The organism is Thermoleptolyngbya sp. C42_A2020_037, from assembly GCF_015272455.1.
GTDB lineage: Bacteria > Cyanobacteriota > Cyanobacteriia > Elainellales > Elainellaceae > Thermoleptolyngbya.
The window spans coordinates 234067-257349 of sequence record NZ_JACYLP010000045.1; the positions used below are offsets into that span (position 1 = coordinate 234067).

The following is a 23283-nucleotide window of genomic DNA, read 5'->3' on the forward strand; positions in this document are numbered from 1 at the left end:
AATGGAGCAGGGCGATCGCTACAGCGTTATCGGTTCAGAAGACTAGCGTTGCCTGGCTGCCCTACAGGGGTTAAAAGAATAGTCCAAATTAAGTCCAGAAAATAAACTGCATCATTGAAAGCTTTACTAGAAGAGCGTTTTGATGCACTGAGTATTTGCGTTGACCGCAGCTAGTCAGGGCGATAAATAACCTGCCGCAACAGGTGCTTCAGAACTGCGCTGCAACCCACCAAGTGGGTCAACATCAATAAATCGGGCTGTAGGGTGCTGTTTTGCGTAGCCGCACCGCAAAATCTTGACCCGTTACGCTAGCGCTAACACATCCTCCAAAAGGGTATCCATTTACTGGCAACGACTCTGAAGCGAGTTTCTAAAGCGAGTGAAGAATTAGCAGTCACAAAATCCTTGTCCTTGAAAGGGAGTCTTTGAAAAAAGTCTTTAACCCCACCATGCACGGAAATGTTGCATAACATTTCCACTTAAATGTCTGAAATTAAAGCTTATAGAAACCAAGTCTCTCTTTAGATAAGAGCGAACTACGTCTTCAGATGGTCTTGCTCACAAGACAGATTCGATATTGTTTAGCTATGAACGAAAGGGCATTCAAAAGCCTGTTGAACTTTAGGAGATTACCTATGAACCTTCTAGCTTGGATCGTGTTGGGTCTGGTAGCCGGTGCGATCGCCAAAGCGATTTATCCTGGTCATCAAAGTGTTGGTATTCTGGGAACGCTGCTGCTAGGTGTGATTGGTGCATTTGTGGGTGGTAGCCTTTACAACCTGATTACGACAGGCACTCTAGCACTCACGGCTGCAGGGCTCAGCGTTGGCGGCGTTTTTATTGCTGTGCTGGGCGCGATTATTGCACTGTTTGTTTACTATTCCGCGACTCGTCGGGCTGTTTAATTGGAGCCCCTAGCCAACAATATGATTTAGGGCAACTGTTTGGATGGTTGCCCTAAATCATTTTTTAGACATCGTTTTCTGGATGCCGCTTTTCTAGCCGTTTGTTTTAAATGTCGAGACTGGAGCAGATATTTTTTAGATATATCAATAGTTTTCATCGTTCTTTTTAAGCTATGTCAACTGACCTACTAATGAGTGAATCCTTCAAGCAACCTAAATCTTCTAAATCTGAAGCTGAATCAAAAGCCGAGTCCTTAAAGCAGGAATTGCGAGACTTTGTGTTGGATGCGGAAGATGAATTGGCGATCGCCCTAGAACGCTACAGCGCTGATCAGCTCCGTCGTTGGGCAGCCACAAACCTCCAGGGAATCAGCCGCACCGATTTGGCGATTGACATGTTTTTGACGAAAGGGCAGGTCAATGGGCAATCCGTGCTAGATATTTTTGCTCAGAATATCTCTAATCGGTCGCAGGACGATCGGGCGTTAGTCGAATCCTGGAAACGGGCTTTTAACGGACTGTTTGGGGTGCTGCAAGTTGAGGGCGATCGCTACAAGGTGATGAATTGGCTCACGGAAAAATGCTACTGGGCAAAGCCAGATCGGTTCCACTCTTCAGAAGAACTTTCTCGCCTCAGCCCTGGTGAGATCGTCGTGACCCGCCTCTGGCCCGAAACACCAGATCAGTGGATATTTTCCGGCCCCTTGATGCTGCTTGGAAAATTAGGAAAACCCAAGCTCGCAGTCGCCATTGGCAACTTCAAAAACTGGTTTCCCAATCAGCTCTATGGCGACGCACCAGAGCTATTAGAAGAAGCTTGGACTTCCGTAGAGCGATATCATCAATATTTTGTGGAATTCTTTGGAACAAATCGCATAATCCTGCCGGGGCACGAGTTGAACAGGCAGCTCAAAGCTTATCAGGACGAAATGACTCAACGCCGCTTGGCAGAAGCAGGGATTGATGCCTCTAAATCCTTAAAAGAACTGGTCAACGAAGCAGGTCTTTCGGAAGAAGATGTGGCAGAGTCGGCAGAGCTATTGGGTGAAGAAAGTGGAGCAGTCAACCACCTGCTCAATAGCAATCAATCTATCAAAATGGTGATGCCGCCGATCAGTTTGCCAGACGACCTGCGTCGGGCGGAAGCGGTAACCGTGTTTGTGCATCCTCGATGGGGTCAAACCTTTTTGAAGGACTATGCACGACTGACCCAACTGCTTGAATCCACAGATGAAGCGGCAACGGCAGGAGCAGACCAAATTCTTCAAAAATATCTGAAAGAAGATGCAGTGAACGCCTACGTTTGGCACTGCATGGCAGAAGACTATCCCCAGCCATTGACGGAGGCTTTGCAGCGCTGCCTCGATCGCCCATCGTTTAGACTAGATGACTTGGACGAGGTTCTAGCGGGCGCTGGCAAATCTCTAGAACCCACGCTGCCGGAGATAGCCAGTGTGCCGATGCATTTGCAAACGCTGTTTGAAGAAGCCTTGCAAGACGTGACCCGCAGTTCTTCCAAGAAAAAGGGAAAGGGTAAACCAACGCAAAAGTCTGGGTTTGGAGGCCGCTAACTGGAGCATACATAGCGTGTTGAGCGGGTTTCAGGTTCAAGCATCGGCAGCGAAAACGGTTTCAAACCCCGAATCAATGATTCAATAAGAAACAGGACTTACGCAGTTGGACAATTTCTCGCGGGCGCAGCCTGCGAGAAATTGTCCAAAGACCAAAGAGCTTATCGCAAGTGCGTAAGTCCTGAAGAAAGAGCAATCCAGTTTGATGGTGAAGGAGAATAGTTGCAATGGGATTTGTTGCATATGTGCTAATGCTGGCGATCGCCTTTGGTGGCGCGATTGGTCTATACTATGCCCTGCGGACAGTGAAGCTGATTTAGGTTGCCTTGAACAAGCGGATTGAGCGCGATCGCCCTCAAAAAAGTCCGTCATTCTTCGTTTCCTCAAAAAGCTGGCCCTTCAGCCCCCACATGGTCTGAAATGCCGGCTTTTCTGTGTATGCCAACCCTCCCCCTCCAATCCCCGATTCTATGCGTGCATTCAAGCATCTCGACACGATTACTGCGCTGTTTGTCGCAGTGCTGCTAATCTCCAATATCGCCTCAACCAAAATTCTGACGCTTGGCCCGTTCACCTTCGACGGCGGCACGATTCTATTTCCCCTTAGCTATATCTTTGGCGACATCTTGACCGAGGTCTACGGCTATGGGCGATCGCGCCGAGTGATTTGGCTAGGCTTTGTGTCGGCGTTGGTCATGGCAATCACGCTCGCCATTGTGGGGGCGCTGCCACCCGCCGCCGACTGGGGCAACCAGGCCGCCTATGAAACCATTCTGGGTCAAACGCCGCGCATCGTCGGTGCAAGCCTGATTGCCTACATTGCGGGAGAGTTTTCCAACTCCTTCACGCTGGCAAAGCTCAAAATTCGCACGGCCGGACGCTGGCTCTGGCTCCGCACCATTGGCTCCACGCTAATTGGGCAACTGCTCGACACCGGGCTATTTGTGCTGATCGCCTTTACAGGGGTCGTGCCAAACTCCCTGCTGTGGCCACTCATTGTGTCCAATTATTTATTCAAGTGCGGCGTCGAAATTCTCTTCACCCCTGCCACCTATGCCATTACAGGTTGGCTCAAGCAGGAGGAACAGGAGGACTACTACGATCGCAACACCGACTTCAATCCGTTTCACCTGTCGCAACCGCACCAATAAACCGCGAAACTAAGCCTATGCAGACCAACAGTCGTTAGCAGATGTTAGCCGATCAAAAAAGCGAGAAAACAAAAACGCAATGGGTAGGCCCTTGCTGAACTAGAGTCTGCCCATCGCGTTTGGGTGAGATGAAACGAGAATGAATCGAACCAGGCATTTGGCTACTGCACCATGCCACCCGATGCCTGGAACCGAGCGCGAGCCCGCTTATAGGCCTGAGTTGCACGAAGCTGCTCTTGGCGAGAGCCACCACTTTGAGCCTGGTTAAGCTTAGCCTGAGCCTCAGTAAAGGCAGTCCGCGCCTCTTCCTGGTTAATCGCATCGCCACGCTCTGCGCCGTTCACCAGGATCGTAACCTCGTCCTGATCGACCTCCGCAAAGCCACCCATCAGGGCGATCGCCACCCAGTCCTTATTCGCACGGACGCGCATCACGCCCGTATCCAGAGCCGTCAGCATCGGCGCATGTCCGCTCAGCACGCCAAGCTGACCCGTAGTGCTGGGCAGAATCACTTCCTCTGCCGGAGAATCCCAGACCGTTTTGTCTGGCGCAATGACTCGAACAGTTAGCGGCATAACGTTGAATTGGGGTTAGAGAATCAAAAGCGAGTCGAAGGAAATAGCGTTAAAGAAATAGCGCTATGGATCATCTCAAGCCAGGTATGTACAGCGTAAACTGCACATACCCAGCGATTCAAAACATTACTTGCCTTCAGACTTCATCTTTTCGCCCTTGGCGATCGCCTCGTCAATGTCGCCCACCATGTAGAAGGCCCCTTCCGGCAGATCATCCAGTTCACCCGCCAGGATCTTCTTAAAGCCCTGGATGGTTTTATCGAGTGTCACGTACTTGCCAGGCGCACCCGTAAACACTTCCGCCACAAAGAACGGCTGCGACAGGAACTTCTCAATCTTGCGGGCGCGGGCCACCGTCAGGCGGTCGTCTTCCGACAGTTCATCTAGACCCAGAATCGCAATGATGTCCTGAAGCTCTTTATAACGCTGGAGCGTTGCCTGCACCGCACGAGCCGTGTTGTAGTGGTCATCGCCCACAATGTCCGGCTGAAGCATAGTCGAAGCAGAGTCCAGCGGGTCTACGGCTGGATAAATGCCCTTGGAGGCCAAGCCGCGAGACAGCACCGTGGTTCCATCCAGGTGGGCAAAAGTCGTTGCTGGGGCGGGGTCGGTCAAGTCGTCCGCAGGCACGTACACCGCCTGAATCGAGGTGATCGAACCTTCGCGGGTCGAGGTAATCCGCTCTTGCAGCGCTCCCACGTCAGTACTCAGCGTCGGCTGATAGCCCACCGCAGACGGCATCCGGCCCAGCAGCGCAGACACTTCAGAACCTGCCTGCACAAACCGGAAAATATTGTCAATAAACAGCAGCACGTCCTGCTTGTTTACGTCCCGGAAGTATTCTGCCATCGTCAGCGCCGACAGACCCACCCGCATCCGCGCTCCGGGCGGCTCATTCATCTGGCCATACACCAGCGCAATCTTCGAGTTGGCAGGGTTGTCCTTGTCGATCACACCCGACTCAATCATTTCGTTGTAGAGGTCGTTGCCTTCGCGGGTGCGTTCGCCCACGCCGCCAAACACCGACACACCACCATGCTGGGTCGCAATGTTATTGATCAATTCCATCATGATCACGGTCTTGCCCACACCAGCGCCGCCAAACAGTCCAATCTTGCCGCCCCGGCGATAGGGAGTGAGCAGGTCAACCACCTTAATTCCAGTTTCAAACACCGAGGGTTTGGTTTCTAGGTCGGTCAGCTTGGGAGCTTCGCGGTGAATTGGCAGGGTGTCCTGCGTTGCCACATCACCTTTGTTATCAACCGGCTCACCCAGTACGTTAAAAATTCTTCCCAGCGTTGCCGTTCCCACAGGCACGTTGATGGGTGCGCCCGTGTCTACTGCCTCCATGCCCCGCACCAGTCCATCGGTCGAACTCATTGCCACGGCGCGGATTTGGTTGTCACCCAGAAGCTGCTGCACTTCGCAGGTGACCGAAATTTCTTGCCCAGCGGCGTTTTGTCCTTTAACCGTCAATGCATTATAAATCTGAGGCAGGCTGCCACTGGGAAAGCGCACGTCTACGACGGGCCCAATGACCTGAGTAATGTAGCCAATATTAGTTTTCTCTGCTGTGGTGACCATGCTTTCGCCTATCGTCTGATCAGCTTTTTGAGGGGTTCGTGACAGCTTTAACATAACGTAAAATTGCCACTTTTCAGATTATCACTAAACCTGTCACAAAAAGTTCTCAAAATTTTTAGGATCTCCAGTGACGACGCTCTGTAGCCACCTCATCAGAGCTGCTTCAGAACTGCACCGACTGTTCAATCAGTCCCCCAAATAGCCAATAATGAGGATAATTGCTAGGTGCTAGCCATCTGGCAACCTGGCTTGCGTAAAGGATCTATGTATCTATCCTGGATGGTAATTTGAACCTTCCTTCTTTTCTCTGGCTCTGGCGCATTGCGGCCTGGTCGATGGGGCTATCGCTTTTGACCTATAGCCTGCTGGGGATCAGCGGGGTTTGGATGCGGCGTAGTCGTCGTCAGGCGATCCCCAGACCAGGGTGGCTGCAATCGCTCCACCTGGCTCTGGGCGGGTTGCTGGTATTGCTGGTGCTGCTGCTGCTAACAATTGGGCTGGTGGGGACGCTGGGCTACTACGGCAGTCTGGGGCATTCGGTGCATCTGGTCGCAGGGCTGACGGTAGTGGCGCTGGTGCTGCTGTCTGCGGGTAGCGCCATGCAGATTGGAGCCGGACGACCCTGGGCGCGATCGCTCCATGTAGGCACCAATCTGGTACTGTTCCTGGGCTTTCTGGCTGTCTCTCTGTCGGGCTGGAGCGTCGTGCAAAAATACCTGCCCTAGTTTTTTCACTTCTGAGTTCTATGGCTACCTCTTCCGCTGAATCGCTATCTCCGCCGTTGCCAGAGTTGCCTCAGACGTTCCGCATTTCGCCGCTAATCCGCCTGACGCTGCTGCTGTTTTATGTCGCGCTGACGGTGCCGCTACCGTTTTTGGCAGATGTAACCCAAGCGCCTGTGCCGCCGGGAGTGCTAGCGGTGGGGCTGGGACTGGGGGCGATCGCCCTCTATGCTGCCCTCAGCGAGCGAGTGATCGTAACCAATACGGGCATTCAGGTTGCCTATCCCCGCTGGGTTCCCGATTTATTGCGAAAGGGCTGGAGCCTCGACTGGTCAGAGATTACATCACTCAAGCCGCGCTCCACCGGGCAGGGCGGACTAGTCTACTACTTTTTGACTCAAGCAGGCGAGGCAAAGCTGCTGCCGATGCGGGTGGCAGGCTTTGCTCGGCTAGTGTCGCTGGTGCAGACCAAGACAGGCATCGACACGACCGACGTGCGCCCGCTGTCTCAGCCGTGGATGTATCTGATTTTGCTGGGGCTGACGCTCCTGCTGCTGTTGATAGACACCTGGACAATCTGGATCGCGCTGACTGTTGGGATGCCTGCTTAATGCCCAATGCCAGAGCGAATTTCCGGGATAGACCTCTATTCTTCAGTTTCCAGAACTTCTGACGAAGACCGCTCTGGCGAGAGAGCCTTATCCTCATCCTCTGGCCAGTCGGCGATCGCCTGCACCACAAACGGCAGCCCAGCGCCCCGCAGCCCCCGACGAATCCGCTCCGGCGTGTCCTGAAACACCACAAACAGCGGGTGAGTTTCTTCAGCCGCTTCACTTAGAATATGCTTGTGACGCGGCGGCATCAGCCATTCATAGCCCTTGTCGAGAAGCACCTGGGTGCGCCGCCAGCGGCTCAGCAGTTCCGAAAAATCCTCATTGGGTCGATAGATAAAGACAAAGATTTCTGGCCCGGTTTTCACTTGCCATTCCGGATCACACATCAGAATTGCCACGTCGCAGGGCAACCGCAGCACTTCACCAGCCGACACCGTTGCTCCACCCGATTCCGCCGACACACCCGCCTGCCGCACGCGCACCACGGGCAACGGAATTGTAATCACGCTGTCGTCGGGGCGGCGCATACTGGGCACGGTTTCCAGGTAAGGGCGATATTGCTTAAGCAGGGCGATCGCCCCCCGATGGTCGCTGTACTCAGCCAGCAGTTCTTCGTAGCGCAGTTGCAAATTCGCCATAGGACTTAGATGAATCGAAGGAGGGCGATCGCTCTAGTTTCGTCCAACTAGTTTCGTCCAACCTCGCTCTACATCTTGCTTGAGTTCTTACTAGGAAATATTAGGCGGGGTAAAACGCAACGCTTGTATATCCTCGCCTATGCTTTTGCCTATTTAATTTTGCCTATTTAATATTGTCCATCACCGCAAACATCGGCAGATACATCGCCACCAGAATCGACCCCACCATGCCACCCAAAAACACAATCATGATCGGCTCCATGATGCTGGTCAGCGCCTTTACAGCCTGCTCCACTTCATCTTCATAGAAGTCCGCCACCTTCATCAGCATCGAGTCGATCTCGCCCGTCTCCTCGCCGATACTGATCATCTGGATCGCCATGATTGGAAACACCTGCTCCCGCTGGAGCGCCAGACTAATCATGCCGCCCGACTGCACCTCCTTTCGCGCTTCGTCCACCGCATTAGAAATCACCTGGTTTCCCGCTGTGTCGCGCACAATTTCTAGCGAAGTCAGAATCGGAACCCCAGAACGAGACAACGCCCCAAACGTCCGGCAAAAGCGAGCCGTAGCGCTCTTTTGTACCAGATCGCCAAACAGGGGCATTTTCAAGAAAAAGCGATCCATCGTTTCCCGACCCACGCGGGTTTTGTAATACTGGCGATAGGCAAAGGCTCCCAGAACCACAATAATCACCAGCGCAATCAGGTAAATCGGCGTTCTCAGAAAGTTACTAATATTCAGCATGAACTGGGTAAATGCGGGTAGCTCTGCATCCAGTTCATCAAAAATATTGGCAAAAATGGGCAGCAGAAAAATCGTCATGCCCAAAAACACCAGGATGGCAATAATCCCCACCGTCACCGGATACGCCATCGCAGATTTAATCTGGTTCTGCAATCGGGCAATATCTTCCAGCAGTTTGGACAGCCGATTCAGCACGTCATCCAGCACACCGCCGACTTCGCCAGCCTGCACCATGCTGACATACAGGTCATCAAAGCACTCCGGATGCTTCCGCATCGAATCCGACAGGTTCGTTCCCTGCTGCACATCTGCACTGATGGCCTGGAGCGACTTTTTCAGCTTGGGATTGGGGCACTGATCCGCTAGCACCCCCAAACCGCGAACTAGTGCCACGCCCGCGTTGACCAGTGCTGCAAACTGTCGAGAAAAAACGGCCTTGTCCTTGACCGTGACCTTTGCAAAAGAATTTTGAATGTCCTTTAGATCAAGCGTGTTGAGCTTTTCAAACAGGCTGCGATCTTCAGCCAACTCCTGCACAAATAGTCCCTGTTCCCGCAGCGTGGTGCGTGCTTCAGCAGGAGAGGCAGCGCTGATCTTGCGTTTCACCGGGTTGCCCTTAGAGTCGCGGGCACGAACAACGTAGGTTTGCATAGCGGCTGAGGAAGGGGATACGAGACGACGTAAATCAGGAATTTCGCCAGGAGTCAAACTGCAAGGCTGCTAATCGGTAAGATCCTTGAGTTCCACTTTATTCAATACCTAATTTTTCGATACCGATTTCGATACCTAGCAGTGTAGTGAAATTCGCTCAAAATGACACAACTCTGGCCAAACTTTGAATTGGTAGAAGAACAAGGGGAACTTAGAAGATGCTTTGGGAAAACAGCAGCCTGTTGAAATCCATTCCTCAAGATGGAACATGTCCTTTGGGCTGCTGCTCTGGCGGTTCTGAACCGTGTTTTGTACCACTCAAGCGGTTCTATCGAGTACCCACAGGCGCACCCGGACGCGCACCACCCGGCGCGGGTTGCTGCATTGCGCCGCCAATCAGCCGCTGGAGTTCGTCGGGGCGAGAGGTTTTCGACATAGCCGCCTCAAAGGAAATAGTGCCCGCCTTGTATAGGTCAGCCAGCACTTTCTCCAGGGTGACCATGCCCAGTTTGCCGCCCGTTTGAATAGCAGAATAGATTTGGGCAGTTTTGCCTTCGCGAATCAGGTTGGCGATCGCCGGCGTGACAACCATGATTTCCTGGGCCATCACGCGGCCAAATTCACCTGGCTTGGGGTTCTTCTTGGGCACCAGCGTTTGACTAAACACCGCCACCAGCGAGTTGGAAAGCTGCACCCGCACCTGCTGCTGACGCTCAGCAGGAAACACGTCAATCATCCGGTCAACCGTCTGAGAAGCAGAACTGGTGTGCAGCGTCCCCATCACCAGGTGTCCGGTTTCCGCCGCCGAAATCGCCAATGAAATCGTCTCCAGGTCACGCATTTCGCCCACCAGAATCACGTCTGGATCTTCCCGCAGGGCTGCCTTTAGCGCGTTAGCAAAGCTCTTGGTGTCTTCCCCAAGCTGGCGCTGGTGGATCAAGCTCTTAACAGGTTCATAGACGAATTCAATCGGGTCTTCGACGGTCAGAATATGCTCTGCACGAGTGCGGTTGATCAGGTCGATGATGGCCGCCAGCGTTGTGGTTTTGCCAGAACCCGTCGGCCCCGTCACCAGAATCAATCCTCTGGGCTTTTCCGCCATTTCTCGCACCACATCCGGCAAGCCCAGCTTCTCAAAGCTAGGAATCTTGGAACTCAATGCCCGCAAACAGGCGGCGTAGGTGCCCCGATCTTTGTACACGTTTACCCGGAAGCGAGCCAAGCCTTTTACGCCATAAGAGCAGTCCAGTTCCCAGTTTTGCTCCAGGTTTTTGCGCTGGGTGTTGTTGAGCATGCTGAAAATCAAGCGCTGGCACTGCTCAGCGGTCATTGGCTCATCGTTGATGGGAGCGAGGTGGCCATTGATGCGGAAGTAGGGCGGCAATCCAGCCGACAGGTGCATATCCGACCCGCCCATCTCGATCAATTGCTCCATCAAGTCTTCGATCATCAATTCCATGTGGGTGGCTCCTTCTATGCAAAGTTGTGCTTGTAAGACAGATTGGAGGGGAATAGCGAACGCTTAGGGCAAGCAGCACTAATCCTGGAAGCGAGGCGTGGTGCAATAGGGACAATCTAGCCATTCGGGGCGCAACTCAGCGGCGCAGTTGCGACAGGTCAGCGAACTCTTGCGCTTGGCCTTGAGTTCGGCTTCTAGACCGGTATCGGTGAAGGTAACACGCTCCACTTCCTCCAAGGTGGTGCTGCCTTGTCGGACCAAGTTCAGGCTATAGGCCAGCAAGGTTTTCATGCCCTCGTCTACTGCCACTTCCTTGATTCGCTCGGTGGGTGCGCCTTCAGTGATGAGAGTCTGGATTTGCTCCGTTACACGCATGACTTCATATACCCCGCAGCGTCCTTTGTAGCCACTACCCTTGCAGGTGGGGCAGAGGGTGTTTTGGGCGCGGGCGGACTGAATTTCGTCAGGTGACAGTTCGTTGGCCTTATAGAAGGTCACTTCTGCTTCGCGAGAAGCCGACAGTCCAAAGCGGGCCAGTTCTTCGGGGCTAGGGCTGTAGGGAATACGGCAGTCGGGGCAGACGCGGCGCATGAGGCGCTGAGCCAGCACGCCAATCAGCGAACTAGACACCATGAAGGACTCTACGCCCATTTCTTCGAGACGGGCGATCGCACTCGCAGCGTCATTCGTGTGCAGCGTCGTCAGCACTAGGTGTCCGGTCAGTGCCGCCTCGATCGCCGTCTTCGCCGTTTCCTTGTCGCGAGTCTCACCCACCAGAATCACGTCCGGGTCTTGCCGCAGGAAGGCTCGCAGAATCGAGGCAAAGTCCATCCCTTTTTCGCGGATCACCTGCACCTGGGTAATCCCCGGTAGGGAGTATTCAATCGGGTCTTCGGCGGTGCTGATGTTCACGCCGGGACTATTGCGCTCCGCCAGGGCAGAGTAGAGCGTTGTCGTTTTACCCGATCCAGTCGGCCCCGTCACCAGGATCAGACCAAAGGGACGCGATACCATTTCCTGCACAATTTGCAGCGTTTCTGGGTCGGTGATCAGTTTGTCCAGCCCAAGCTGAGTAGCGGAGTTGTCGAGAATCCGCAGCACCACCTTTTCACCATAGCGGCTGGGCAATGTGTTCACCCGAAAGTCCACCTTGCGCCCGTCAAAAATCCGGCGAATGCGCCCGTCCTGAGGCATCCGGCGTTCGGCAATGTCCAGATCAGCAATGATTTTGAAGCGAGCGGTGACCGCCGGAACGATTTTCTTGGGCAGCGGCTCCAGACCCTCCCGCAGCACGCCGTCTTTGCGAAAGCGAATGCGGAGATGTTCTTCCTGTGGCTCGATGTGGATATCGGAAACCCCTTCCTGAAGCGCCTTCACCAGAATTTTGTTGACCAAGGCAATCACAGGTGCAGCATCTGCATCCTGAAGGGCAGCATCCAGGTTGGCTTCGATATCGTCGGGGGGTTCCTCCAGATCGAGGTAATCCAGCCCTTCAAGATCTGCCTTCACATCCACCTTGGACTGAAACTCAAGCTGCTTCTGGCGTTCGACCTGCTCATCTAGATATTGAGAGATGATCCGCTGATAGTCTTCAACCGTGATCACCATCCGCATTAGCCCCAGACCCTGCGGACGCAGAATGCGGTTGAGGTCGTCTTGGGCCGCCAAGTCGTCTGGATCGACCATTGCGATCAGCACTGCGGGCGGTTCGCTTTCGGTGCGCGACAGAGGCACGAGGCGATAGCGACGGCACAGATCGACGGGAATGAGACTGTCGATGAGTTGCCCGACTTGTGCAGTTGAAATTTCGTTGAGTTCTGGATCGAGGGATTCAACTCCGTAGAGAATTTTAAGTTCAAAAAGCTGTTGCTTCTTATATTGGCGCAGCAGGTCAGGCGGCAACTGCTGACCTGTAATCATCTCTAACACATCCGTCAGCGGTCGCCCTGTTTTGCGGCTTTCCACCAGGGCTTGCTGCATCTGGTCGTTGTTGACGTAGCCCGCCTGGATCAGCTTGTTGCTAAACGGCGAGAAATTGTGCTGAACAACGAGGGCACGACGCTGGGATGAAGAGTTAGCCATAGCTGCTGCTGAGAGGTTTATAGCCTGTATAGAGTTATTGTCCCAGCACCGATGCCAGAGGGTGTCTGGGGCTGCTGGAGGAAGCGAGAGTGAACTTGCGGTTTACAAGTTCTAAAACGGGATTATGGAAATCGGGTTACGGAAGTCAGCTTGGGCATTCCGAGCGTTAGTTCGGATACCTGACGGCATTTCGCTGCAAAGGGCGATCGCCAGATTCACCCATTGCCCATGACCCGTCTGACAAATGCCCTGAACGAGCGTGGACTATCACGAATGCATCCAGTATTCCCCATAGAGGTCGATAAACTATCGTCGGTGGGGTACTCTGGATTAGGTAGCTGATGGGCTGGTGATCGATGCATTCTGTATAGCACAGCCCAGACTCATCCGTTACACAAACTGAGATAAACGGTTTAGACCTTACGGTTTGCCCGTTTGGCTGAGTTGTACAGCTACGTGCGATCGCTCTGGCATCGGGAGTAAGGGATATTTGTCTGTCGCGTCAGAATTCTTAAAACCTGAGGCACAATACATAAAAGTAGAAGCGTTGCAAGAGTACATCAAGAAGAAGGGCGACGAAAAGAAGGGCGACGAAGGGTTAATTCAGAGAGAAAATGAGTAGGCTAAGGAGCCAGATCCTACAACAGGCTCGACTTCAGACTCTTGATTGCAAGCTTCCGAAGGGGCTGCTCAAGGCTCGACCCCGAAGCAACGATCCCTTCGACTCAGATTTTGTCCAGTTCACAAAACGACATCCGTTAGGTAAGCATGATCGAAGAAGAGAAACAACCGATGGAGGGTGATGACGTGTCCGCTGAAAGCAATGGCGTGGAAAGCGAAGTCATGAATACCGAAGTAGTCGAGCCATCTGCCTCGACGGTCGAATCATCGACCGAGCCTCAGGTGGAGGTCGTCGCAGAGGTTCCCAGCGGAGACTCTTCAGCGCTCGTCGATGAGCTAAATCAAAAAGTGGCAACGCTAGAACAGCAGCTTGAAGAGTGGACAAACCACTGCAAGCGGATTGCGGCAGATTTTGAGAACTTCCGCAAGCGCACCCAAAAGGAGAAAGAAGACCTAGAGCAGCAGATTAAGTGCAAAACCGTTGAAGAACTGCTGCCTGTCGTCGATAACTTTGAACGAGCGCGATCGCAGATCAAGCCCCAGGGCGACGAAGGCATGGCGATTCACAAAAGCTATCAGGGAGTCTACAAAGATCTGGTAGAACGGCTCAAGCGCATCGGCGTTTCTCCAATGCGCTCTGAGGGCAAAGAGTTTGACCCAAACCTGCATGAAGCCGTTATGCGGGAGCCGTCCGAAGAATACGCTGAGGGCACAGTCATCGAGGAACTGGTGCGGGGCTACATGCTGGGCGATCGCGTCTTGCGCCATGCAATGGTCAAGGTTGCCACTGCTGTTGCTCCTTCAGACGATGGTGACGCTGATTCATCGTCTGAAGGATAAAGCTAGACCAGAATTTAGTTCGGGAATCTGCTGACCAACCGTTGTGCGAAAGGTAAGCGCTTTTCAAGAATCGTCCTGAGTCACTCAATCAAACCTGACTACACCATGCAGTCTGGAGCAAGATTCAGGTAGTTGTACCCAAAAACTCAGCCTAAACAAGGCTACTATCCAGCAAATCTCCTGCTTTTTGCGGAGTCTCTAGAAACATTTTTAAGCGCGACTGATTAAATTCCCGAACAATTGCGGAATACTTGCTAAGAGTTAAATCAGCTTCTGGTCTCCGACTCATTCACTTGAAATCTGATAGCCGCTACTAGCTAAATTATGGGAAAAGTCATTGGCATCGACCTGGGCACAACGAATAGCTGTGTTGCTGTCCTAGAGGGCGGTCAACCCGTTGTCATTTCCAGCTCAGAGGGAGGACGCACCACTCCTAGCATTGTTGGGTTTGGCAAAAACGGTGAGCGGCTCGTAGGGCAACTCGCCAAGCGTCAGGCTGTGACCAATGCCGAAAACACCATTTTCAGCATTAAACGGTTTATCGGGCGGCGCTGGGACGACACGACCGACGAGCAAAGCCGAGTCCCCTACACCTGTGTCCGGGGGAAAGATGACACGGTAGACGTGCAAATTCGCGGACGTTCCTACACGCCTCAAGAAATTTCCGCCATGATCCTGCAAAAGCTGAAGCAGGATGCTGAAAACTATTTAGGAGAACCAGTCACCCAGGCGGTTATCACCGTACCGGCCTACTTCACAGATGCCCAGCGCCAGGCCACCAAGGATGCAGGCACCATTGCAGGGCTAGAAGTGCTGCGGATCATTAACGAGCCAACCGCTGCAGCTCTATCCTATGGACTGGACAAACAGGACCAGGAACAAAGCGTGCTGGTGTTTGACCTAGGCGGCGGGACGTTTGATGTGTCCGTGCTGCAACTCGGTGACGGTGTGTTTGAGGTGAAATCCACCTCTGGCAACAACCACTTGGGCGGTGATGACTTTGACAATGTGCTGGTTCAGTGGCTCATGTCCAGTTTCCAGCAGCAAGAAGGGATCGACCTCTCTAGCGACAAGATGGCGCTACAACGCCTGCGTGAAGCTGCGGAGAAGGCCAAAATCGAGCTTTCGAGTATGCTCACGACGACCATCAACCTACCGTTCATCACAGCCGACGAAACTGGGCCAAAGCACCTGGAAATGGAGCTGACCCGCGCCAAGTTTGAAGAACTGGTGAATGAGCTGGTCGAAAGCACGCTTGAACCTGTCGAGCAAGCGCTGAAGGATTGCGGCCTGAGTGCGGATGATTTAGACCGCATTTTGCTGGTAGGCGGCTCTACCCGGATTCCAGCAGTTCAAGAAGCCATCAAGAAGTATTTCAACGGCAAAGCTCCCGATCGCTCTGTCAACCCCGATGAGGCGGTTGCCCTGGGTGCGGCAATTCAGGCAGGCGTTTTGGGCGGCGAGGTAAAAGACCTGCTGCTGCTGGACGTAACGCCGCTCTCGCTGGGGATTGAAACACTCGGCGGCGTGTTTACTCGCATCATCGAGCGCAACACTACAGTTCCTACCAGCAAGACCCAGACCTTCTCTACAGCAACCGATGGACAGACCTCAGTCGAGATCCACGTTCTGCAAGGGGAACGGGCGATGGTGAAGGACAACAAGAGCCTCGGAAAGTTTCAACTGACGGGGATTCCGCCCGCACCGCGTGGTGTGCCACAAATCGAGGTGTCCTTTGAAATCGACGCAGACGGTATTCTGCAAGTCAGCGCCCGCGATAAGGGTACAGGTCGGGCGCAAACTATTCGGATCACGAACACAGGCGGACTCAGTGAGGCTGAGGTTGAACGGATGCGGATGGAGGCAGATCTCTACGCTGAGGAAGATCAAAACCGTCGTCTGCTGGTGGAATATCGCAACCAGGCCGATATCCTGTTCAACAACTACGAGACGACGCTTCGCGAGAATGGCGACCGGATTCCTGAAGCGTACAAGGCGGAGGCTGCCGAAAAAGTAGCGGAACTGCGGGCGGCGATCGCCGATCGGACGCTGGATGTACACACTATGAAGTCCCGTCTAGACGCGCTCCAGCACGCCCTGTTTGCGATTGGCTCAGTGATTTATCAACAAGCCTATGATGAGTCAGATTCTAACGGCGACTATGGCGGCTATGGCAGTGGTGCCGATAGCTATGATGATCCAACAGTTGCCTGGCCTAGTGGCAGTGGAGAGCCGGAACTTACAGAAGCGTTCAACGAAGACGACTTCAGCTTCGAGACAGACGAAACCGTGACGGCTGACTACGAGGCAGTGGATTAGGGCAGCGAATCGCGTATTCCCGCTTGAGGAGCATTGGTTGCGCTGTTTGTCTCAGGGGCGTTGGCTCCTGAAAGTGTCCGATTTGCCAATTTCTCCGGGTTGTCAGGGGCTTCAACGGCTAGCCGCTGCTATGTGGGGGGGTTGGTTCGGTTATGCCCACTTCAATGACAGGGTGCGATCGCAAACAATTCGTTACGATGTAGGATGTGGGGAATTGGGTGTCCAAATCGCCTGTTTGTACGGTGCTGACCTAGTTTCCCCGACTCTATTCACGCCAAATTACTCAACCCCCAGCAGCGTTCTATGGCCCGTGACTACTACGACATTCTGGGTGTCTCTCGCGATGCCGACAAAGAGGAGCTAAAGCAAGCCTATCGACGGCTTGCCCGCAAGTATCACCCCGATGTCAACAAAGAGGAAGGCGCTGAAGAACGTTTCAAAGAAATTAACCGCGCCTACGAAGTGCTTTCAGAGCCAGAAACTCGCGCTCGCTACGATCGCTTTGGTGAAGCAGGCGTTGGCTCTGCGGCTGGCGCAGGCTATCAAGACTTTACCGATTTAGGCGGCTTTGCAGATCTGTTCGAGAGCTTTTTTGGCAACTTTGCGGGTGCGGCTCCAGGTCAGCAGGCCCGCCGTCGCAGTGGCCCCACCCGCGGCGAGGATCTGCGGCTTGACCTGAAGCTTGACTTTCGTGAAGCCATCTTTGGTGGCGAAAAGGAAATCCGCATTAGCCACCTGGAAACCTGCACCCACTGTAGCGGATCGGGCGCAAAGCCTGGCACTCGTCCCAAAACCTGCACGACCTGCGGCGGCGCGGGGCAGGTGCGGCGGGCCACCCGAACCCCGTTCGGCAGCTTTACCCAGGTGTCCACCTGCCCCACCTGCAACGGCAGCGGGCAGATGATTGAAGAAAAGTGCGACGTGTGTGGTGGCAGCGGACAAAAACAGGAAGCCAAAAAGCTCAAAATTACGATTCCTGCTGGCGTGGACAATGGGACGCGGCTCCGCATTTCTTCTGAGGGAGATGCAGGAATGCGGGGTGGCCCACCGGGCGATCTTTACGTTTTTCTGTTTGTCAACGACGACGCGGAATTTCAGCGGGATGGCATCAATATTCTGTCAAACTTGAAGATTAGCTACCTGCAAGCGATTCTTGGCTCGAAGTTAGAGGTAAACACGGTCGATGGGCCTGTGGAAACCATTGTTCCGCCTGGAACTCAGCCCGGAACGGTGATTACGCTGGAGAATCGCGGCGTGCCTCGTTTAGGAAACCCCACGAGCCGGGGCGATCATCTAATTACGGTTCAGGTTGATATTCCCACTCGCGTTTCGGCAGAGGAACGGAAGCTGCTGGAGGAGCTTGCCAAACTGCGGGGCGATCGCATCGGCAAGGGCGGCATGGGCTTCCTAGACAATCTGTTTCACAAGTCTTGAGCAGGATGCATGACGGAATCTTCCCCAGTCCCAGATATCCAGCTTGATCTGCGCGGCACGCCCTGTCCGCTAAATTTTGTGCGGACCAAGCTGCGTCTAGAAAAAATGCCCGCTGGATCGCTCCTGGAAGTGTGGCTTGATCCAGGAGAGCCGATGGAGCAGGTGCCCGATAGCTTGCGAATGGAAGGATACCCGATCGAGCAAGTGCAGGAGCGACAAAGCGGAGACGGCGCTTATTTTGCCCTTAGCATTCGCCGTCCCTAGTTATGGGTGCAGATTGCCAGCCCCAGTCGCTCGTTGAGGCCACGGTTCAGCAGGTGGGGGCGCAACGGATCACGGGTACAGTGCTGGCGGTGCAGGCCAATTACTACTTTGTGCGGCTAGACCCAGGCTGCTATCCGCCAGACATGGGGGATATGCTGCTGTGTACGCGGCGATCGCGCCTGCGAAAAATCGGGCAGCAGGTTTGGGTAGGTGATCGCGTCGAAGTTGAAGAACCCGATTGGGCCGGACAGCGAGGGGCGATCGCCCAGGTGTTTCCCCGTCGCTCCGAACTCGATCGCCCACCCATTGCCAATGCCGATCAGATTTTGCTGGTGTTTGCCCTAGCAGAACCCGCACTTGATCCCTTCCAACTCAGCCGCTTTTTGGTCAAAGCCGAGTCCACAGGACTATCGGTATGCCTGTGTTTGAATAAATGCGACCTGCTGCCGGAGGCGGAATTGGTGGCGTGGGGCGATCGCCTGCGGCAGTGGGGCTATTCTCCATTGATGGTCAGTGTGCGCGAAGGTCTGGGGCTAGATCAGCTTGTGCCTCATCTGGCAAAGCAAATCACCGTCGTTTCTGGCCCCTCTGGCGTGGGCAAATCCAGCTTGCTCAATGCGCTGATTCCAGCCGTGGATTTGCGCGTCGGCGAGGTGTCGGGCAAGCTCCAGCGAGGCCGCCACACCACGCGCCATGTAGAATTGTTTGAATTGCCAGCGGGCGGGCTGCTAGCCGATAGTCCCGGGTTTAATCAGCCCGATCTGAACTGTACTCCGGTCGAACTGGCTCACTACTTCCCAGAAGCCCGCCAGCGGATGGCGCAAGCTGCCTGTCAATTTAGCAACTGCCTGCATCGAGAAGACCCAGGCTGCGCCGTTCGCGGCGATTGGGAGCGCTATGAACACTATCGAATTTTTCTAGAAGAGGCGATCGCCCATCAGGAAACCCAAGAACGCAACCGCGATGCCGAAGCCACAACCAAACAAAAAAGCCGCCAACACGGCCAGACCGAAATCGAGCCAAAGCTAGAGCGCAAAAAGTATCGCCAGCCCTCCCGCCGAGTTGAAAAGCAGCGCCTTCGGGAATGGCAAGCAGAAGTAGACGCGGAGAATGCATTAGATTAACCAGACTCATGGGCTGCACCCGCGAAAAATCGTCCTTCCGCGCCAGTCTTACACTTGTTGGGCACTACCTACAAGCGCGGCCAGCAAGAGACCATGCAAAAAAGACCATGCAAAAAATAGAAAAGCGCTGAAAATACTACCTACCTCATTTAAAGTTCATTTACTTACACTTTCATTAAAAAACTTAATGCAGTAGTGGACTTTCGCAACCTAAACTAAGCATAAAGTCGTAGAGTCCACCTCCAAGTTGCTTAATTTGTGCTTAATTTGTATGTTAATTCTGCAAAGATTCTTGGGAAACCTTAAATTAAGCCTTGCTCAGCCAAATGGCGTAGGCACCCAGTAGTCATCTTTGACTGAAGACCCCAATCACCCCAATTACAAAGATTCCTGAGCGTTATAGAGCGCCATAGTGCGAGATTAACTAATCCATCTGCAAGCCGTCCTTCTGCAAACAGTTGTAAATCCTAACAAAGATCTCCCTGTTGGTTCCTCAAATAACCTGTTCTATATCTATAAAGGAACCTTGATTAATTGCCGCATGAAGAAATAAGCCATGGTACATCAAGCTTGTCTCAACAAGCGGCCCTGTTTTTCGAGGTCTCCTAGAGCTAGGGTATTCAAGACTTGTGCTGCATCCTCTTGATATCTCGTCAAAATCTCCATGGATTACCAACAGCTAGAACAATTGAAAGCCATTTGCAACAATGATGCCACCTTCGAGCAACTCCAACAGCATCTTTCGGCTGAGATAGATAGTTCTAAGACAGGGCAACAGAAAGCCCTATTTCGAGTCATTACAAAAATTCGTGAATCCTTAGAGCTGAAAGCAATTTTTAAGACAACTGCAATTGAAGTCCGGCAACTGCTAAATGCAGATCGCGTCGCGCTTTTTTGCTTTGCCCCCAATTCTGGTTGGAATGATGGCGAGTTTGTCGCAGAAGATGTCTCCCTCGAATTTAAGTCAGTTTTATCAGAAAAAGTTCATGATCACTGCTTCGGCACTCAGTATGCGATTGATTACCACAAAGGGCGAGTACAAGCTATTAGCGATATTCAAACAGCAGGTCTGAAAGACTGTCATATTGAGATTTTGAGTCGCTTTCAAATCCGCGCCAATTTGGTTGTACCGATTCTAAAAGAAGAAACACTTTGGGGGCTGCTTTGCATTCATCAATGTTCCGCTTCTCGTTCTTGGACATCTGATGAAATCGAGTTTATTCAACAAGTTGCTACTCATCTTGGTGTTGCGCTTCAGCAAGCAAACCTGCTAGACAAAGTGCGTTTTCAGTCAGAACAGCAAAAAGCCTTGTTCAAGGTTGTAGCTCGAATTCGAGAGCCGATGGATTTGGCAACTATTTTTAGGACTGCTGCAACTGAATCTCGACAATTACTTAAGTCTGATCGGGTTGCAATTTTCCGCTTTGCACCAGGTTCTAACTGGAACGATGGAGAGTTTGTCTCGGAGAGTGTTGAGCAGGGCTATGCATCGGTGCTAGCAGGAAAAGTTCATGATCACTGTTTTGGAGATCGCTATTCTGCTGCCTACCATCAGGGACAAATTCAAGCAGTTTCTGACATTTATTCAGCAGGTCTTCAAGCGTGCCACATCGACGTGCTTTCGCGCTTTCAAATCCGCGCCAACTTGGTTTTACCACTGTTGCAAGGAGCTTATTTGTGGGGCTTATTATGTGTTCATCAATGTGCTGAACCCCGCCTCTGGGAGCCAGAGGAAATCGAGTTCGCTAAACAGATCGCAGCTCAGCTTAGTGTTGCGCTACAACAGGCAGAGTTATTAGCCCAAACGCAGCAGAAATCTCGGGATCTTGCTGCTGCATTAGAGCATCTCAAAAAGGCGCAAACCCAGCTAATTCAAAGTGAAAAAATGTCAAGCCTAGGGCAGCTTGTAGCTGGAATTGCCCACGAGATTAATAACCCTGTTAACTTTATTCATGGCAATATAAGCCATGCTCGCTGCTATGCTCAAGACTTAATGGAATTAGTTAAAATCTATCAGGAAAACTATCCGCAGCCCGTTTGCTTCATGGGCGATCGCACCGAAGAAATTGACATTGAATTTTTGATGGAAGACTTTCCTCGAATGCTAGCCTCTATGCAAATCGGGGCTGAGCGAATTCGTAGCATCGTGCTGTCTCTGCGGAATTTCTCGCGGCTTGATGAAGCAGAGATGAAAGTTGTAGATTTACACGAAGGGCTAGAAAGCACCTTGCTAATTTTGCAATATCGCCTTAAGCCCAAATCAGCTTCTAACTCTGCCCATAATATCCAACTAGTTAAAGAGTACGGGCAGTTGCCTCTAGTAGAATGCTATCCTAGCCAGCTCAATCAGGTGTTTATGAATTTGCTTAGCAATGCAATCGATGCGTTAGAGGAGCAAATTGCAGCACGAGAAAACTCAGTTCAGGAATCAGTAAGCAATAGCATTAGTGATTTATCCCAGCCCACGATTACTATCCGAACAGAGTTGTGTGATCAACCTGATCAACAGAATCTACATAATGCTCCCGTTGACAACCTAGAGAATGCAAAGAGCGATCGCCCTCAATATGTCTGCATCTGCATTGCTGACAATGGCCCCGGAGTGCCTGAAAAGTTGCTAACCAAACTATTCGATCCCTTTTTCACAACCAAGCCAGTTGGCAAAGGGACGGGTCTAGGGCTTTCCATTAGCCAACAAATTGTTTGTGAACGGCATCGTGGCACTCTGGAATGCATCTCGCAACCTGGTAAAGGCACAGAGTTTCAGATTAAAATCCCAGTCCATCAGTACCAGACTCGGAAACAAATGCCTAAATCTTCAAGTCCAGCCAATCCAACCCAATAGCTCCATAGAGCCATAGTGCTTGCATGGCTCCGTTCACAAGACAACAACGGGCGACCCTTTGCTCCTAAGCTTTGTGCTGTTGTCGCTTAGTAGCCTTTAAGCCCACTATTACTAGCCTACTCACAGCAGTCCGCTGCCACTAGCCCACTAACAGAAATCCGTTAGTAGTCTGCATCTTCCTCATATTCCACGACCTTTTGCCGCTCAGGAATGTTTAACTGCGGCGCACGGTAGGGCTGAGGATTATCGTCATCTTCCCACACGTCGTCTAGCTCCTCTTTCATCGCAGGTTCGTAGGCATCCGCATCTTCGTAAGCTTCAGCATACTGCTGACGACGGGGCGGCTCGTTCCAGTTATCTTCCGACTCATCGCGGTAGAGCGGCTCTGGCTGGCGCTGACGCAGCGGCTCCTGAATCGGGCGGCGGGGTTCTTCCCAGGTATCGTCGTCCCAAGTCGATTCGCGGGCAGGCGCACGCATCGGCTGAGGTGCAGGGGTACGCACACCCGTCGGCAACTGGTTGGACGTAGACACCGGCATAATGTAGTCTTCTTCGTCGCGCTCCCACGGCGGACGACCAATGCCGATGCGCTCCAAAAAGCCCACGCTAAGCTGCGACATCTTTTGCTCTGCGCCCTCAAACACAATCAGGCGATCGGGACCGCTGCTCACCACCTCTTCAATCGACAGTTCGTAGGTACTGACGACCTGATCGGGAATGAAGGGAAACCCAATCGAGGCAATGATAATAGACTCTAGATGACCATTTTCGACGTTGAACCGGAAGCCCCGCACCTTCCCCAGCAGTTCTCCCGTCTCGGTGATCACTTCGCTGTTGATCAGGCTGCTATACGCTTCTGTGTCAACTTCATCCTCTACCGCAGAGTCGTCATCGACTAGAATCACGTCGCCGATCTGGCGAATGTTCGCAAGATACATCATCTGCTGGGTGCCAGACACCACGCCCGACAGGATGCTTTCCCGCAGACCGATGGCAACCACCTCGCGGCGATCGACATCTACCCATAGCTGGCTGACGACACCCAGGCGTTTGCCGGTGTCGCGGGTGATAATTTGCGTCCCAAGAAGGTCTGAGCGTTGGCGGATTTGTTCAGATGTCATTGTCGAGTCCTAACC

19 protein-coding genes are annotated in these 23283 nt (G+C 52.8%); 12 read left to right on the forward strand and 7 right to left on the reverse strand.

Annotation, left to right across the window (positions count from 1 at the left end; genetic code table 11):
• The first annotated feature begins 635 nt into the window (after positions 1-635).
• The 4 genes from IGS16_RS15030 to IGS16_RS15045 all read left to right on the forward strand — a co-directional run bounded on the left by IGS16_RS15030 (position 636) and on the right by IGS16_RS15045 (position 3627).
• Complete coding sequence (locus IGS16_RS15030; RefSeq protein ID WP_297086754.1) at positions 636-905, forward strand: GlsB/YeaQ/YmgE family stress response membrane protein; 270 nt, start codon at positions 636-638, stop codon at positions 903-905.
• A gap of 173 nt (positions 906-1078) precedes the next feature.
• Complete coding sequence (locus tag IGS16_RS15035) at positions 1079-2476, forward strand: hypothetical protein (protein ID WP_297086755.1); 1398 nt, start codon at positions 1079-1081, stop codon at positions 2474-2476.
• 227 nt (positions 2477-2703) lie between these two features.
• Positions 2704-2796 carry a cytochrome B6 gene (locus tag IGS16_RS15040; protein ID WP_068514956.1) on the forward strand — a complete coding sequence of 31 codons (93 nt, stop codon included), beginning with the start codon at positions 2704-2706 and terminating at the stop codon, positions 2794-2796.
• A 150-nt stretch (positions 2797-2946) separates the two neighbouring features.
• Complete coding sequence (locus tag IGS16_RS15045; protein WP_297086757.1) at positions 2947-3627, forward strand: queuosine precursor transporter; 681 nt, start codon at positions 2947-2949, stop codon at positions 3625-3627.
• Positions 3628-3788: 161 nt separating this feature from the next.
• On the opposite strand, the gene atpC is transcribed toward IGS16_RS15045, so the two are convergent.
• Positions 3789-4202 (reverse strand): ATP synthase F1 subunit epsilon, encoded by a 414-nt coding sequence (gene atpC, locus IGS16_RS15050; RefSeq protein ID WP_297086759.1) that lies wholly within the window; start codon positions 4200-4202, stop codon positions 3789-3791.
• 126 nt (positions 4203-4328) lie between these two features.
• On the reverse strand, positions 4329-5786 hold the full coding sequence (gene atpD / locus IGS16_RS15055) for a F0F1 ATP synthase subunit beta (protein ID WP_277772814.1): 1458 nt from the start codon (positions 5784-5786) through the stop codon (positions 4329-4331).
• A 287-nt stretch (positions 5787-6073) separates the two neighbouring features.
• Here atpD and IGS16_RS15060 point away from each other — a divergent pair, with 287 nt between their 5' ends.
• Together IGS16_RS15060 and IGS16_RS15065 are read left to right on the forward strand one after the other, a co-directional pair.
• Positions 6074-6511, forward strand: coding sequence for a DUF4079 domain-containing protein (locus tag IGS16_RS15060; protein ID WP_297086760.1), 438 nt, complete (start codon positions 6074-6076; stop codon positions 6509-6511).
• Between the two features lie 20 nt (positions 6512-6531).
• Positions 6532-7119, forward strand: a complete 588-nt coding sequence (locus IGS16_RS15065; protein ID WP_297086762.1) for a hypothetical protein — start codon at positions 6532-6534, stop codon at positions 7117-7119.
• A 35-nt stretch (positions 7120-7154) separates the two neighbouring features.
• Here IGS16_RS15065 and IGS16_RS15070 read toward each other — a convergent pair whose 3' ends face one another.
• The 4 genes from IGS16_RS15070 to IGS16_RS15085 form a co-directional block, all read right to left on the reverse strand.
• Entirely contained in the window at positions 7155-7760 is a 606-nt protein-coding gene (locus tag IGS16_RS15070) for a hypothetical protein (RefSeq protein ID WP_297086763.1), read from the reverse strand.
• Positions 7761-7923: 163 nt separating this feature from the next.
• On the reverse strand, positions 7924-9159 hold the full coding sequence (locus IGS16_RS15075; protein ID WP_297086767.1) for a type II secretion system F family protein: 1236 nt from the start codon (positions 9157-9159) through the stop codon (positions 7924-7926).
• A 328-nt stretch (positions 9160-9487) separates the two neighbouring features.
• Positions 9488-10618 carry a type IV pilus twitching motility protein PilT gene (locus IGS16_RS15080; RefSeq protein WP_297086769.1) on the reverse strand — a complete coding sequence of 377 codons (1131 nt, stop codon included), beginning with the start codon at positions 10616-10618 and terminating at the stop codon, positions 9488-9490.
• Between the two features lie 78 nt (positions 10619-10696).
• Positions 10697-12700 (reverse strand): GspE/PulE family protein, encoded by a 2004-nt coding sequence (locus IGS16_RS15085; protein ID WP_297086771.1) that lies wholly within the window; start codon positions 12698-12700, stop codon positions 10697-10699.
• Positions 12701-13468: 768 nt separating this feature from the next.
• On the opposite strand from IGS16_RS15085, the gene grpE reads away from it, so the two are divergent.
• From grpE to IGS16_RS15115, 6 genes are all read left to right on the forward strand, one after another.
• Positions 13469-14161, forward strand: a complete 693-nt coding sequence (gene grpE, locus IGS16_RS15090; protein ID WP_297086773.1) for a nucleotide exchange factor GrpE — start codon at positions 13469-13471, stop codon at positions 14159-14161.
• Positions 14162-14485: 324 nt separating this feature from the next.
• Positions 14486-16480 (forward strand): molecular chaperone DnaK, encoded by a 1995-nt coding sequence (gene dnaK, locus IGS16_RS15095; protein ID WP_297086775.1) that lies wholly within the window; start codon positions 14486-14488, stop codon positions 16478-16480.
• A 303-nt stretch (positions 16481-16783) separates the two neighbouring features.
• Positions 16784-17914, forward strand: coding sequence for a molecular chaperone DnaJ (gene dnaJ / locus IGS16_RS15100; RefSeq protein ID WP_297086777.1), 1131 nt, complete (start codon positions 16784-16786; stop codon positions 17912-17914).
• A 9-nt stretch (positions 17915-17923) separates the two neighbouring features.
• Positions 17924-18178: a sulfurtransferase TusA family protein gene (locus tag IGS16_RS15105; protein ID WP_172356230.1), complete on the forward strand. Its 255-nt coding sequence runs from the start codon at positions 17924-17926 to the stop codon at positions 18176-18178.
• A gap of 2 nt (positions 18179-18180) precedes the next feature.
• Positions 18181-19302: a small ribosomal subunit biogenesis GTPase RsgA gene (rsgA, locus tag IGS16_RS15110; RefSeq protein WP_297086779.1), complete on the forward strand. Its 1122-nt coding sequence runs from the start codon at positions 18181-18183 to the stop codon at positions 19300-19302.
• A gap of 664 nt (positions 19303-19966) precedes the next feature.
• Positions 19967-22147, forward strand: a complete 2181-nt coding sequence (locus IGS16_RS15115) for a GAF domain-containing protein (protein WP_297086782.1) — start codon at positions 19967-19969, stop codon at positions 22145-22147.
• A 161-nt stretch (positions 22148-22308) separates the two neighbouring features.
• Here IGS16_RS15115 and IGS16_RS15120 read toward each other — a convergent pair whose 3' ends face one another.
• Positions 22309-23268 carry a PRC-barrel domain-containing protein gene (locus IGS16_RS15120; protein WP_297086784.1) on the reverse strand — a complete coding sequence of 320 codons (960 nt, stop codon included), beginning with the start codon at positions 23266-23268 and terminating at the stop codon, positions 22309-22311.
• Between the last annotated feature and the right edge of the window lie 15 nt (positions 23269-23283).

Bases quoted from the DNA above. Each gene is read 5' to 3' on its own strand.
- rsgA (WP_297086779.1), top strand. From the start codon at position 18,181: ATGGGTGCAGATTGCCAGCCCCAGTCGCTCGTTGAGGCCACGGTTCAG.
- atpD (WP_277772814.1), bottom strand. From the start codon at position 5,786: ATGGTCACCACAGCAGAGAAAACTAATATTGGCTACATTACTCAGGTC.
- IGS16_RS15085 (WP_297086771.1), bottom strand. From the start codon at position 12,700: ATGGCTAACTCTTCATCCCAGCGTCGTGCCCTCGTTGTTCAGCACAAT.
- IGS16_RS15120 (WP_297086784.1), bottom strand. From the start codon at position 23,268: ATGACATCTGAACAAATCCGCCAACGCTCAGACCTTCTTGGGACGCAA.
- atpC (WP_297086759.1), bottom strand. From the start codon at position 4,202: ATGCCGCTAACTGTTCGAGTCATTGCGCCAGACAAAACGGTCTGGGAT.
- IGS16_RS15030 (WP_297086754.1), top strand. From the start codon at position 636: ATGAACCTTCTAGCTTGGATCGTGTTGGGTCTGGTAGCCGGTGCGATC.
- grpE (WP_297086773.1), top strand. From the start codon at position 13,469: ATGATCGAAGAAGAGAAACAACCGATGGAGGGTGATGACGTGTCCGCT.
- IGS16_RS15075 (WP_297086767.1), bottom strand. From the start codon at position 9,159: ATGCAAACCTACGTTGTTCGTGCCCGCGACTCTAAGGGCAACCCGGTG.
- IGS16_RS15040 (WP_068514956.1), top strand. From the start codon at position 2,704: ATGGGATTTGTTGCATATGTGCTAATGCTGGCGATCGCCTTTGGTGGC.
- IGS16_RS15045 (WP_297086757.1), top strand. From the start codon at position 2,947: ATGCGTGCATTCAAGCATCTCGACACGATTACTGCGCTGTTTGTCGCA.
- IGS16_RS15070 (WP_297086763.1), bottom strand. From the start codon at position 7,760: ATGGCGAATTTGCAACTGCGCTACGAAGAACTGCTGGCTGAGTACAGC.
- dnaJ (WP_297086777.1), top strand. From the start codon at position 16,784: ATGGCCCGTGACTACTACGACATTCTGGGTGTCTCTCGCGATGCCGAC.
- IGS16_RS15065 (WP_297086762.1), top strand. From the start codon at position 6,532: ATGGCTACCTCTTCCGCTGAATCGCTATCTCCGCCGTTGCCAGAGTTG.
- IGS16_RS15080 (WP_297086769.1), bottom strand. From the start codon at position 10,618: ATGGAATTGATGATCGAAGACTTGATGGAGCAATTGATCGAGATGGGC.
- IGS16_RS15105 (WP_172356230.1), top strand. From the start codon at position 17,924: ATGACGGAATCTTCCCCAGTCCCAGATATCCAGCTTGATCTGCGCGGC.
- dnaK (WP_297086775.1), top strand. From the start codon at position 14,486: ATGGGAAAAGTCATTGGCATCGACCTGGGCACAACGAATAGCTGTGTT.
- IGS16_RS15035 (WP_297086755.1), top strand. From the start codon at position 1,079: ATGTCAACTGACCTACTAATGAGTGAATCCTTCAAGCAACCTAAATCT.
- IGS16_RS15115 (WP_297086782.1), top strand. From the start codon at position 19,967: ATGGATTACCAACAGCTAGAACAATTGAAAGCCATTTGCAACAATGAT.